Genomic DNA, 12,301 nt, shown 5'->3' with positions numbered 1-12,301 from the left:
TGATGCCGGGCAGCCGGGCCGTGAACGTCTCCGCCGGGGCCAGCCGTCGCCGCAGCTCCGCCTCGAACTCGCCGCGCCGCTCGCCGAGCCGGCGTCGGCCTTCGCCGCGGAGGACGAGGACTTCAACAACCCTTGGTGACCCACAGGTCGACGGCGATGCCGGGCAGCTGGGCCGTGAACGTCTCCGCCGGCGCCAGCCGTCGCCGCAGTTCCGCCTCGAACTCGGCCCGCCGCTCGCCGAACAGGTGCGGCGCCGAGCTCGACAGTGAGAACACCCCCGCGACCACCTCGTCGACCGTGCGGGACACGTCCCGGCCCGGTACCTCGAACCGCCGCGGGCCGTGGAAGCCCGCCGCCCGGTAGATCGCGGCCTCGCCACCCACCGTGCCGCCCGGCAGCGTGCCTCGGCCCGCGCGGCGCACCGGGCCGAGGTACTCCTGCACCAGCTCGGTGATCGCCGGGTGCACGAGTTCGTGCGTCGAGGCGTGGACGTGGGCGCAGACCCCGCCGGTCGCCAGCATGCCGCGCGCTGCGGCCGCGACGCGGGGGCGGTCGAACCAGTGGAACGACTGCGCGAAGGTGATCAGCCGGAACCGCCCCAGTCCGGCGGGCAGGTCCTCCGCACGCCGGTGCACCCACCGGCAGTTCCCGGTGCCGGCTTCCGCCGCGAGCCGGGCGGCCTCGGCGAGCATGTCGCCGTCGGCGTCGAGCCCGATCGCCTCCTCGAACCGCCCGGCCAGCAGCAGCGTCAGCGATCCCGGTCCGCAGCCGACGTCGAGCAGCCGTCCCGTTCCGTCCAGACCCAGCTCGGCGGCGAAGGCCGTGGCGAGCTCCGGCGGATAGGCCGCGCGCCCCCGTGCGTAGTACCGCGCACTGCCCGAATAGAGGGACGGATCCCATTCCCACGCGTCGGTCACGGTCCCAGCCTAGATACTCGAAAGCATGGAGGACTGGTGGCGCGACGCCGTGGTTTACGAGGTCTACGTCCGCAGCTTCGCCGACTCCGACGGCGACGGCACCGGGGACCTCGCCGGGCTCCGCGCCCGCCTCGGCCACCTCGCCGAACTCGGGGTCGACGCCGTGTGGACCACGCCGTGGTACCGCTCGCCGATGGTCGACGGCGGGTACGACGTCGAGGACCACCGGTCCGTGGACCCGCTGTTCGGCACCGACGCCGACGCCGTCGCGCTGGTCGCCGAGGCGCACCGGCTCGGGCTGCGCGTCGTGATCGACGTCGTCCCCAACCACACCTCCGACCGGCACCGCTGGTTCCGGGCGGCGCTCGCCGCCGGCCCGGGCTCGCCGGAACGCGCGCGCTACCACTTCCGGCCCGGCCGCGGCGACCGGCCGCCGAACGACTGGCGCAGCGTCTTCGGTGGCCCGGCTTGGACGCGGGTGCCGGACGGCGAGTGGTACCTGCACCTGTTCGCCCCCGAACAGCCGGACCTGAACTGGACGCACCCCGAGGTCCGGGCCGACTTCGAGGACGTGCTGCGGTTCTGGTTCGCCCGCGGGGTCGACGGCGTCCGCATCGACGTCGCCCACGGCCTGCTCAAGGACCCGGCGTTCCCCGACCTCGGCGCCGACGACGAGGAGATCGTGCGGCCGCCCGACCGCAGCCGCCACCCGCACTGGGACCGCGACGGCGTGCACGAGGTCTACCGGTCGTGGCGGCGGGTCGCGGCGGAGTTCGGGCCGGACCGGGTGTTCGTCGCCGAAGCGTGGGTCGACCGCCCCGACCGGCTCGCGCGGTACGTCCGCCCGGACGAGCTGCACACGGCGTTCAACTTCGACTTCCTGCGCTGCGCCTGGGACGCCGCCGCCCTGCGCGAGGTGATCGACCGGACCATCGAGGCGCTCCACGCGGTCGGCGCGCCGGCGACGTGGGTGCTGTCCAACCACGACGTGGTCCGGCACGTGACCCGCTTCGGCGGCGGCTCGCTCGGGACGCGGCGCGCCCGGGCGGCGGTGCTGCTGATGCTCGCGCTGCCCGGGGGCGCGTACCTGTACCAGGGCGAAGAACTGGGCTTGGCGGAGGTCGAGGACCTGCCGGAGGAGGTGCTGGCGGACCCGACGTGGGAGCGTTCCGGCCACACCCGCCGCGGCCGCGACGGCTGCCGGGTGCCGCTGCCGTGGTCGGGCACGCAACCCCCGTTCGGGTTCACCGCCGAAGGAACGCCGACGTGGCTGCCGCAGCCCGCGGAGTGGCGAACGCTGACGGCTGCGGCGCAGGCGGACGACCCGGGGTCGATGCTCGCCCTGTACCGGGCGGCACTCGCGGTGCGGCGGCAGCACCCGGCGCTCGGCGACGGGACGATGACGTGGTCACCCGCGCCGGGAGGAGTGCTGTCGTTCACGCGCCCGCCGGGGTTCGGCTGCGTGGTGAACGTGGCGGGGGAGCCGTGCGACCTGCCTGCCGGGACGCGGGTGCTGCTGGCGAGCGGCCCGCTCGACGACGGCCGCGTGCCGCCGGACACCGCGGTGTGGCTCGCCACGGAGTGAGCGGGAGTTGAGCGCTGACCGGGGATGTCGCTGTCGTGTGGGCGCGCGGCGGGTTGAAGGCGTGGCATGCCGTCGCGGGTCAAGAAATCCGTGCGGGCGCTCCGCGCCCGTCGCTGCGGGAGGACTCGCGGGAAGCCGAGCGACCCGCCGGGGTGCCGACCGCGTGCGCGGCGGGGGCGGTGCCCGAACAAGAAGGCTCGTCGGGAGTTGAACCCGTGTCACTCCACCGGGTTCGGTAGGGGGTGTGAAACGCGGTGCGGCGGGGTATCCGGTCGCGTTCGTTTCGCCGCCGTCCCGCCCCGGAGGTCTTCCGATGCCCGTGCGCACCGCCACCCCGCCCGCCACCGATGTCGTCGGCCTCGCCATGGAAGTCCTTGCCGCGCAGGGACTCAGCCGGTCCGCCGCGCAGGCCGCCCTGGTCTCCATGGCCAAGGACAGAGGGGTGACCGTGGCGCGCTGCGCCGCGCTCGTCGTGGCCGCCGTCGACGGGAGGATGGGCTGATGGCGATCACCGCGGGGGCCGGCGACCAGGACACCGCCTCGATCGGCGGGGGTGTGCTGCTCGCCGTCGGGCTGGTCGTCGCCTTCTTCGGCTGGTGGTCCTGGTGGACCGTCGCCGGGCTGGCCGTCGCCGCCGCGGGCGCGCTCTGGCTCACAGTCGGGCGTCGCGACGAGTAACCCGTCCGCGACGGGGAACGCCGCTTCCGACCGGAGGACCAGACCGAGGAGGAAGCCGTCCATGGCGGAGAACGAAGAGGACGTCATCGAGTTGCTGGAGCGCCAGCACCGCGAGATCCGCGAGCTGTTCGCCGAGCTGGAGACCGCGGAAAGCGACCGGCGGCCGGAGCTGTTCCACGACCTCGTGCGGCTGCTGGCCGTGCACGAGACGGCCGAGGAACTGGTCGTGCACCCGGAGATCCGCGACCTCGAGCCCGCGGCGAAGCCGGTCGTCGAGGCGCGGCTGGGCGAGGAGCACCGGGCGAAGGAACTGCTGACCACCCTGCAGAAGATGGGCCCGGAGGCCGACGGGTTCGACACGCTGCTCGTCCAGCTGCGCGAAGACGTGCTCGCCCACGCCGAACACGAAGAGCGCGAGGAGTTCCCGCTGCTGCGGGCGCACCGGCCGCCGGAGCGGCTGCGCGCGATGGCCGCGACCGCCAAGGTGGCCGAAGCCGTCGGGCCGACGCGTCCGCACCCGGGGGTGGAGAGCGCGAAGGCGAACCTGCTGCTGGGCGCGCCGGCGGCGATCATGGACCGGGCGCGCGACCTCATCCGCGGCGCGCTGGGAGGCTGACCGTGACCGAACCCGACGACGACGTCACGGACCCGGAGGAGTTCGCCGAGGAGGCGGGCACCGACCCGACCCCGCAGGAAGTCGCCGAATACCAGGAGCTCGCGCGGAAGAACCCGCCCTGGTCGTCGCCGGACTGAGTGGGTACTCCACCGGCATGGCAGCAGACCCGGCCCGCAAACTGCGGCGTTACCAGGAGATGCGCGACTTCGGCCGCACCGCCGAGCCGGCCGGCGGGGCGGCGGCGGACGCGGACGGGCACCGGTACGTGGTGCAGCGGCACCGCGCGCGGCGGCTGCACTACGACTTCCGCCTCGAGCTGGACGGCGTGCTGGTCAGCTGGGCGGTGCCCAAGGGACCCACGCTGGACCCGAAGGCCCGCCGGCTGGCCGTGCACGTCGAAGATCACCCCATCGAGTACGCCGGCTTCGAGGGCGTGATCCCGCGCGGCGAGTACGGCGGCGGGGACGTCATCGTCTGGGACCGCGGCGTGTGGCGGCCGGTCGAGCCCGATCCGGCCCGCGCGATCGAGGCCGGGACGCTGCACTTCGACCTCGAAGGTGAGAAGCTGGCCGGGCGGTTCGTGCTGGTCCGGACCAAGCGCGGCGAGAAGGACCAGTGGTTCCTCCTGCACAAGCAGGACGAGCACGCGCAGGCCGGCTGGGACGCCGAAGACCACCCGCGCTCGGTGAAGAGCGGCCGCACCAACGACGAGGTCGCCGCCGCCCCCGACGCCCTCTGGCACGGCGACCGGCCCGCCGCCGAAGCGGAGGAGCCCGTCGGCGGGTGGCAGGCCCCGACCGAGGACGAGCTCGCGGCCCTCGACGACCTGGGCGTCAAGGGCCGCTGGTCGGTGGCCGGCCGCGAACTGGCCCTGACCAACCTGGACAAGGTGCTCTTCCCGGCCGTCGAAGGCGGCGAGCCGGTCACGAAACGGGACCTCATCCGGTACTACGTCACCGCGGGCCCGGTCATGCTGCCGTACCTGGCCGGCCGCCCGCTCAACACCCACCGGTTCCCGCAGGGCGTCACCGAGCCGGGCTTCTGGCAGAAGGAGGTCCCGCAGCACGCACCGGATTGGCTGACCACCTGGCGCAACGAACGCGCCGAGCCGGGGGAGAGCCAGCGGTACGTCGTGGCCGACAGCGTCGCCACGCTGGCCTGGCTGGCCAACTACGGCGCGCTGGAGCTGCACGCCTGGACCTCCCGCGCCGCCGACGTCGACCACCCGACGTGGGTGCTGTTCGACATCGACCCGGGCCCGCAGACGACGTTCGAAGAGGTCCTCGACCTCGCGCGGCTGCACCGCACCGCGCTGGAGCACCTCGGCCTGACCGGGCGGCCCAAGGTCACCGGGCAGCGCGGGATCCAGGTGTGGGTGCCGATCGCCCCGCGCTGCACCTTCGAGCAGACCCGCACCTGGGCGGAGACGGTGTCCAAGACGATCGGGCGGGTGCTGCCCGACCTCGTCAGCTGGGCCTGGACGAAGGACAAGCGCCGCGGCCGGGCCCGGCTGGACTACACGCAGAACGTGCTGAACAAGACCCTGGTCGCGCCCTACAGCGTCCGCCCGCGCCCCGGCGCCCCGGTCTCGGTGCCGCTGGAGTGGGACGAGCTCGAGGACCCGGGCCTGGCGCCGGACCGGTGGACGATCCGCGACGTCCCGGCCCGCCTGGCCGACCGCGGCGATCCGTTCTCGGTGCTGCTGGGGCTCGAGCAGAAGCTGCCGGGCCTGTAGGCCTCAGGCCTCGACGGTCTCCAGCTCCCGCGGTTGCAGCCGGTCGAGTTCGGCGCGGGACAGGTTCGGGCGCCCGCCCGCGTGCTCGGTGGTCGCCGCGGCGGCCGCCACGGCCAGGCTCGCCGCCATCTCCAGCGGGCGGCGGCGGGTCAGCGCCGCGGTCAGGGTGGCGACGAGCGCGTCACCGGCGCCGGTGGGGTCGACGACCTCGGTCGGGACGTCCGGCACGAACCAGGTGCCCTCCGGCCCGGCGAACAGGTTGCCCTGCCCGGACACCTCCAGCACGACCAGGGACGGCCCGCGCTGCCGCAGGTCCGCCGCGGCGCGGGCGGCGGAGGCGACGTCGTCGACCGGCTGCCCGGTGAGGAGCTCGGCTTCGTGGCCGTCGGCGCGCACGACGTCGGCGAGGGCGAGCAGGTCCGCCGTCAGCGTGTCGGACTCCGGTGCGCCGTCCAGCACGACCCGGGTGCCCGCCGTGTGCGCCAGCCGTGCCGCCAGCAACGCCACCGGAGCGGGCTGCTGGAGCTGCACGATCAGCGAGGCCGCGGCCGAGATCGGTGCCGACGCGGCGAAGACGTCGTTCTCGGTGAGCAGCGTGCCCTCCGGGACGTGCTCGAGGTAGCGGCGGCGGCCGTCGTCGTCGACGACGTCCACGAGCAGCGCCGTCTCGGTGCCCGGCCGCCGGATGACGTGCGAGGTGCCGATCCGGTCGGCCCGGGCCTGGGCGAGGAGCGCGTCTCCGCTGCGGTCGCGGCCGACCACGCCGACCAGCGACACCGACACGCCGAGCTGGCTCAGCGCCACGGCCTGGTTCGCGCCCTTGCCGCCGAGCAGCTCTTGCCGGTGCTTCACCGGCGCCGACGAGTCGGCACCGGGCGCGTCCGGGACCTCGATCACCAGGTCGCGGGCGATTTGCCCGGCGACGACGACTTCGCTGAACATCATGGGGACCACCGGTGGGTCATGGCGCCTCCTCGGCTCACCGAGCGGCTACCCGGGGCTCGCCGAGGGGTAAACCGCTCGTTCGGGTCCTGTGGTTCGCCTGAAGCGGGCGCGTCAAGGGTTCCCACGCGGCCCCCGAAGGGGCCGGGAGCACCTCGAACGCGGCCGGGGCCGACCGGGTGATCGGGCTCGCCCGGACGGCGGTGTCCGTCGGGTCTTCCGCGTGTCCGGTCCCACAAACCGGGGCTCCGTCGGAGGCGGAGTCCGGCGGCTTGCGGTAAATCAAGGGGACCAAGACCGGTGGAGGTTCGGTGACCGAGACACTCATGAACGCGGCGGATCGCTGGAGACCGCTGGCCGAATTGCTGGAGGCGCTGCTCGAGCGCGTCGCCGGCGAGCTGCCCGGCTGCCTCGGCGCGGGCCTGACGGTCAGCCGCGGTGACCGGCCGCTGCGGGTGCTCGCCGCCGCCGGCGTCGCCGAGCAGCTGATCCCCGCCCAGCTCGCGCACGGCGGGCCGGTCATCGTCGCGGACGCCACCGGCGAGCCGGTCACCACGGACCGCCTCTTCGGCGACGCGCGCTGGCCGGACCTGACCCGCGAGACCGTGTTCGACGGCGGGGCGGCGACCGAGGCGATCCGCGGCGCCGTGGCGCTGCCCGGGTTCTGGGACGAGGACGGGGCGTTCGTGCTGTCGGTCAGCCTCGACCGGGCGCCGGACGGCGAAACCCTCGACGTCCTGCGGCGGTACGCGAAACTCACCGAGATGACGCTGGTCGTCGCCGAAACCGCCACCGCGGGCGACCCGGACCAGATGCTGGACCTGCTGGCTTCCCGCGCCGCCATCGAGCAGGCCAAGGGCGCGATCATGGCGGTCCGGCGGTGCCCGCCGGAGGAGGCCTGGCAGACCCTGCGCCGCGCCAGCCAGGAGTTCAACGTCAAGGTCCGCGAGCTGGCGGTCGCCCTCGTCGAGTACCTCGGCGGCCAGGCGGCGATCCCGCAGGACGGCCGGCGCGAGATCCGGCCGGGTGCGCCGGCGCACCACGCCGCGGAACGGCTCTGGTCGGCCTTCTCGAGCGCCTCGCCCTGAAGGAGGGCGTTTCCGGACGGGGCGTTTGGGTATCAAGACCCCGTCCTTGATCACGTGACTGCGTCGCCGGCCCGGCCGGCGCGGAAGGCCAACCGAACCCGTGTCCCCCACCTTTCCGGTCCCCACCCGGTCCGCGCCGCTGATCGCGCGCCGGACGGAGTACCGCCCCGGTTTCCTCGTGCTGAAGTTCACCGGCGAAATCGACGCGCTCACCCTGCCGATCCTCGAGCGCGAGCTGGGCGCGGCTCCACCCGGGACGACGGTGGTCGACCTGACCCAGGTGGCCTTCGTCGGCTTGGCGGGCGCGCGGGCACTGGCCGCGGCGGCCGAACGGGCCGGCGCCGCGGGACGGCGGTTCGGGGTGGTGGCGAACAGCCGGACCCTGGCGCGGTTGTTCCGGATCACGGGGCTGGCGGCGGTGGTGCCGATGTTCGCGTCGTTGTCGGACGCGCTGCGCGAGCTGCTGGCGGCCGAGGTGCACGACACCGCGTGTTGAGCGCGGTCGGCACGTGTGTGGCTGCGGCGGCGCAGCCACGACACCCTATGCCGTGGCCGACCGGCGACCCGCGCGGGAATCTTCCCTCAGCGTGAGATCCAGCGGGCGATCAGCACCCCGGCGTCCTGCCGGAACTCGCCGCCGCCGTGGGCCAGGACCGCGTGGGTGAGCCGGCGGGCGATCTCCGGCGGCAGGTCGCCCGCGTCCCGGCTCAGGTGGCCGGTCATCCGCGCCCGGCCGAACGGCTTCCCGGTGCCGTCCGTGGTTTCGGTGATCCCGCGTGAGCACAGGACCAGCAGGTCGCCCGATTCGAGCCGGACCTCCGTGACCGGTGGCGGTCCGTCCGCCGCGGCGAACCGCGGGGCGGTGGCCCCGGTGACCGGCAACGCTTCGCCGCGGCACACCACCTGCGTCGTGGGCTGCCCGGCGGCCAGCAGCCGGAGCGAACCCGTGCGCAGGTCCAGTTCGGCGACCACGCCGCCGACGGCCGGACGGCCGTCGAGCTCGGCGCCGACGGCGGCGAACTGCTCGCCGAGGGAGGCTCCGCCGTGGCGGGCGGCGCGGTAGGCGGCCAGGGCGCTCACGACGGCCGTGTTCGCGCCGCGGGTGCGCTCGCCCGCGTCGAACATCGCCAGCTGCGCCCGCTCCTCCGAGAGGGCGTAGTCGAACACCGTGCCGCAGAGCTCGTACGCCGGCTGGACGCTGAGGCCCACGACGACGCTCTCGGTGGCCGCGGTCATCGGCGGCAGGCTCTGCCACAGCAGTTCGGCGGGGGAGCCGCGGCGGCGGGTCCGGCGACGGCGGTCGAGGCCGTCGCCGTACTGGGTGGTGATGGTGACCAGGTGCCCGAGCAGCGCGGACAGCCAGCGGCACTGCTCGCGCAACGCCGGGTCGTCCGGGTCGGCGTCGCCGTCCGGGACGATCTCGAGCACCCCGAGCCGTTCGACGCCGTCGACCAGCACCGTCCACAATGTACCGTCGCGGGTCACGGTCGCCGCGTGGCGGTAAACGTCGCCGCCGAGGGTGGTGTCGATGTCGAGCGACGGCGCGCCGGCCCGCAGCGGCACGAGCGTGCGCTGGTCGTAGTCGGCCAGGTAGACGCCGATGTCCAGGTCGAGCGCGCGGCCCGCGTCGGCGACGATGGCCGGGAGCCGCTCCGGCGGGGCGCGGTGGGCCCCTTCGAGCAGGTCGACCAGGGCTTTCAGCGGTCCGTGCAACGGCTTTGCGTCGCTGACCGAGTGGCTGTAGGGCGCCCGGGACGGCCCGGCGACCTCGTCGAGCCGCTCGTTGACGGCGTGGGCGAGCATGTCCCGGTCGACGCGCGGGAGCGGGACCAGCCCGTTCAGGTAGGCGTCCAGCTCCAGCAGGCTGAGGCTGCCGCCGAGGGCGAAGTACCGCATCCACAGCTGTTCCAGCGACAGGTCGCTCCGGCCGAAGCAGGCGGCGATCATCCGCCGCTGTTCGTCCTCGGGCAGGAAACGCATGCGCTCAGCCTTCCCGCGGCACGGACTCGACGAGCCGCGTGGCGGTCTCGGCCGGGCTGGTGCCGCCGTCGCGGGCGAGCGAGAGCAGGCGCTCGAATGCGGCCTCCTCGCCGAGGCCGTCGCGGCCCATGAGGAAGCCCTTCGCCATGGCGATCCGGTCCCGCTCGCGGAGCGTTTCCTTGAACTGCTCGCTCAGCCGGCCGGCCCGTTCGTACGCGCGGGCGTTGGCGACGAGGACCGCGGCGCGGTCGGCGAACGTCACCAGCGCCCGCTCGTCGACGGGCCCGAACGCCGCGGGTGCCGTCGCGTAGACCTTGATGGCGCCCTGGCAGCCGTCGTCGGTGACCATCGGCGCGGTGACGACCGAGCGCAGGCCCGAGCCGGCGACCGCCGCGCACCACCGGGTCCAGCGCCGTTCGGTGGTGACGTCGTCGATCCGCTGCGGCGAACACCCGGCCAGTGCCGCCATGCAGGGGCCTTCGCCGAGCTCGTACTGCAGTTCGTCGGCCTCGCGCACGAGCGGGCCCGACGCGGTCGTCGTGACGAACCCGCCGTCGGCGTCGACCAGGGTCACCCCCACGCCCGCCGCCGCGGTGATCGTCGCGTTCGCCAGCGAAACGATCAGCTCGAGCACCGACTCCACGGTTTCGCGCGACAGCAGCAGCCCGGACATCCGGGCGGCGACCCCGGCGAGCTCACCGTCCAGCGGCAGCTCGCGCGGCGCGGCCTCTTCCGACGACATGGCCGCTGATTACCAACTCGCGGTCACCGGCAAACGTCGGCGGACATGGAACGGGCGGGGAGTGGGTACCCGGGGGCCCGTCGCGCCCGAGCGGGAGGAGCACCCATGGAACGGCCGGACCCCACCGCGCCGGCGTTGCCGCTGTTCGACGAGGTCACCCGGGCGCTGGAAGCCCTCAACGCGGTCCTGCGCGAGGAGGACGACGTCCGGAGTCTGCTGCAGCACGTGTGCCTGCAGGTGCGCCGCGCCGTCCCCGGCGTCGACGAGGCGTCGGTCACCCTGGTGACCGGGGAGGTCCCGCACACGGCAACCGCCACCGGTGCCGTGGTGGCGGGGCTCGACGACGTGCAGTACCGGATCGGCGCAGGACCGTGCCTGGACGCGATCCGGAGCGGCGAGATCGTCCGCACCACGGTGACCGGAGCGTTCGAGAACTGGCCCGGGTTCGCCGGAGCGGCGCGGCAAGCGGGCTTCGGGAGCTTCCTCGCCGCCCCCTTGGTGGCCGACGAGCAGTTCTCCGCCGCGATCAACTGCTACGGACGGCAGGACGACGGGTTCGAGGAGGTCGACGCGCAGCTGCTGGAGCTCTACACGGCCGCGGTGGAGACGATCCTGCGCGTCCACCACCGCTACCTGCGGGCTCGCGAGAAGGCCGAGCACCTCCGGACGGCGCTGACCTCCCGCGCGGTCATCGACCAGGCCAAGGGCATGCTGATGGCGATCCGCCAGGTCGGCGCGGACGACGCCTTCGCCATCCTGGTGGAGCAGTCGCAGCGGGAGAACACGAAACTGCGCGACCTCGCCGGGCGGTTCGTCGAGCGGGTCGTCTCGGGGCACGTCCCGCCGCGGTAACGTGGGACCGTGGCGGGGAGCCGGATCACGGTGCAGGTCGGCGAACGGCAGCTGACGCTCTCGAACCTCGAAAAGGTGCTCTACCCCCGGCCCGGCGTCACCAAGGGCGAGGTGCTCGACTACTACACGCGGATCGCGCCGGTGCTGCTGCCGCACGTCCGCGACCGGGCGATGACGTTCGTGCGGTTCCCCGAGGGGGTCACCGGGAACTCGTTCTTCGAGAAGGACGTCTCCCGCCACGCCCCGGACTGGGTCCGCACCGCGCGCCTGGCCGTCGGCGGCCGCGGCAAGGAGCCCGAGATCGTCGCGTACCCGCTGATCAACGACCTGCCCGAGCTCGTCTGGGCGGCCAACCTCGCCGCGCTCGAACTGCACGTCCACCAGTGGACGGTCGGGCCCGGCGACGAGCGCGGCACCCCGGACCGGCTCGTGTTCGACCTCGACCCGGGGCCCGGCGCGACGGTGGTCGACTGCTGCCGCGTCGCCGAGCGGCTGTACGACGTCCTCGTCGAGGACGGCTTCACCCCGGTGGCGAAGACGAGCGGCTCGAAGGGCATGCAGTTGTACGCGGGCGTGCGGACCACCGACGCCGGTGCGCCGTCGCGGTACGCGAAAGCGCTGGCCGGCCGGCTCGCCGCCCAGACGCCGGACCTCGTCGTGGCGCGGATGACGAAGAACCTGCGGCCGGGCAAGGTGTTCATCGACTGGAGCCAGAACAACCCGTTCAAGACCACGGTGGCGCCGTACTCGCTGCGCGGGCGCGACGAGCCGACGGTGTCCACTCCGGTCACGTGGGACGAGGTCCGCGCCTGCCGGCATATCACGCACCTGAGGTTCACCGCGGACCAGGTGCTGACGCGCGTCGAGGAGTCCGGCGACCTTTTCGCGGATCTGGAACGCACCCGGGTGCCCATTCCTGCGTTCGGCTGAACTTCGGCCACCCCGTTTTCGCCGGGGATTCCGGCGAATTGCGCGAAAACGTCTTCACCTGCGGATTTGATCGTCCACAGTGGATTATTGCACGTGCAGACGAGCGTGTCCCTGCACGGTCCGCGGCGGCGGATGTCCGGTGGTGGGCCGAAGTCCGGGAAGTCGGTACGGTTTACGCACGAAGCGCGACAGCCGTCGCGGTGGCGAAAGACAATGACGTGGCGGCCGATGCCGGT

General features: G+C 73.8%; 14 protein-coding genes. 10 read left to right on the top strand and 4 right to left on the bottom strand.

Going from position 1 to position 12,301, the window contains the following annotated elements:
- Positions 1-122 precede the first annotated feature (122 nt).
- A complete protein-coding gene (locus ACLJPY_RS18415) occupies positions 123-917 on the bottom strand; it encodes a class I SAM-dependent methyltransferase (protein ID WP_410589985.1) in 795 nt (264 codons plus the stop codon).
- A 25-nt stretch (positions 918-942) separates the two neighbouring features.
- Here ACLJPY_RS18415 and ACLJPY_RS18410 point away from each other — a divergent pair, with 25 nt between their 5' ends.
- The 6 genes from ACLJPY_RS18410 to ligD (ACLJPY_RS18385) all read left to right on the top strand — a co-directional run bounded on the left by ACLJPY_RS18410 (position 943) and on the right by ligD (ACLJPY_RS18385) (position 5,531).
- The gene (locus tag ACLJPY_RS18410) at positions 943-2,502 is read left to right on the top strand and encodes an alpha-amylase family glycosyl hydrolase (RefSeq protein ID WP_410589983.1); all 1,560 of its coding nucleotides are present in this window, start codon (positions 943-945) and stop codon (positions 2,500-2,502) included.
- Positions 2,503-2,815: 313 nt separating this feature from the next.
- On the top strand, positions 2,816-3,004 hold the full coding sequence (locus tag ACLJPY_RS18405; protein ID WP_410589982.1) for a hypothetical protein: 189 nt from the start codon (positions 2,816-2,818) through the stop codon (positions 3,002-3,004).
- Positions 3,004-3,180 (top strand): hypothetical protein, encoded by a 177-nt coding sequence (locus tag ACLJPY_RS18400; RefSeq protein ID WP_410589980.1) that lies wholly within the window; start codon positions 3,004-3,006, stop codon positions 3,178-3,180. The genes ACLJPY_RS18405 and ACLJPY_RS18400 overlap by 1 nt, the downstream gene beginning before the upstream one ends.
- A gap of 61 nt (positions 3,181-3,241) precedes the next feature.
- Positions 3,242-3,796: a hemerythrin domain-containing protein gene (locus ACLJPY_RS18395; protein WP_410589979.1), complete on the top strand. Its 555-nt coding sequence runs from the start codon at positions 3,242-3,244 to the stop codon at positions 3,794-3,796.
- A gap of 2 nt (positions 3,797-3,798) precedes the next feature.
- Complete coding sequence (locus tag ACLJPY_RS18390) at positions 3,799-3,933, top strand: hypothetical protein (protein WP_410589977.1); 135 nt, start codon at positions 3,799-3,801, stop codon at positions 3,931-3,933.
- 17 nt (positions 3,934-3,950) lie between these two features.
- On the top strand, positions 3,951-5,531 hold the full coding sequence (ligD, locus tag ACLJPY_RS18385; protein WP_410589976.1) for a non-homologous end-joining DNA ligase: 1,581 nt from the start codon (positions 3,951-3,953) through the stop codon (positions 5,529-5,531).
- 3 nt (positions 5,532-5,534) lie between these two features.
- Here ligD (ACLJPY_RS18385) and ACLJPY_RS18380 read toward each other — a convergent pair whose 3' ends face one another.
- A complete protein-coding gene (locus ACLJPY_RS18380) occupies positions 5,535-6,476 on the bottom strand; it encodes a PfkB family carbohydrate kinase (RefSeq protein WP_410589974.1) in 942 nt (313 codons plus the stop codon).
- A gap of 308 nt (positions 6,477-6,784) precedes the next feature.
- Here ACLJPY_RS18380 and ACLJPY_RS18375 point away from each other — a divergent pair, with 308 nt between their 5' ends.
- Complete coding sequence (locus tag ACLJPY_RS18375; protein ID WP_410589972.1) at positions 6,785-7,561, top strand: ANTAR domain-containing protein; 777 nt, start codon at positions 6,785-6,787, stop codon at positions 7,559-7,561.
- Positions 7,562-7,661: 100 nt separating this feature from the next.
- Positions 7,662-8,057 (top strand): STAS domain-containing protein, encoded by a 396-nt coding sequence (locus tag ACLJPY_RS18370; RefSeq protein WP_410589971.1) that lies wholly within the window; start codon positions 7,662-7,664, stop codon positions 8,055-8,057.
- An 86-nt stretch (positions 8,058-8,143) separates the two neighbouring features.
- On the opposite strand, the gene ACLJPY_RS18365 is transcribed toward ACLJPY_RS18370, so the two are convergent.
- Positions 8,144-9,541 carry a PP2C family protein-serine/threonine phosphatase gene (locus ACLJPY_RS18365; protein WP_410589969.1) on the bottom strand — a complete coding sequence of 466 codons (1,398 nt, stop codon included), beginning with the start codon at positions 9,539-9,541 and terminating at the stop codon, positions 8,144-8,146.
- A 4-nt stretch (positions 9,542-9,545) separates the two neighbouring features.
- Positions 9,546-10,283 carry an ANTAR domain-containing protein gene (locus tag ACLJPY_RS18360; protein ID WP_410589967.1) on the bottom strand — a complete coding sequence of 246 codons (738 nt, stop codon included), beginning with the start codon at positions 10,281-10,283 and terminating at the stop codon, positions 9,546-9,548.
- 105 nt (positions 10,284-10,388) lie between these two features.
- Between ACLJPY_RS18360 and ACLJPY_RS18355 the strand changes: the two genes are divergently transcribed.
- A complete protein-coding gene (locus ACLJPY_RS18355) occupies positions 10,389-11,135 on the top strand; it encodes an ANTAR domain-containing protein (protein WP_410589966.1) in 747 nt (248 codons plus the stop codon).
- Positions 11,136-11,144: 9 nt separating this feature from the next.
- On the top strand, positions 11,145-12,065 hold the full coding sequence (gene ligD / locus ACLJPY_RS18350) for a non-homologous end-joining DNA ligase (RefSeq protein ID WP_410589965.1): 921 nt from the start codon (positions 11,145-11,147) through the stop codon (positions 12,063-12,065).
- Positions 12,066-12,301 lie beyond the last annotated feature (236 nt).

Origin of the sequence: Amycolatopsis sp. lyj-23 (genome assembly GCF_046549135.1) — a bacterium.
Lineage (GTDB): Bacteria > Actinomycetota > Actinomycetes > Mycobacteriales > Pseudonocardiaceae > Amycolatopsis.
The sequence above is the reverse complement of the archived record's forward strand: the minus strand, read 5'-3'. Positions and strand labels throughout refer to the sequence as shown.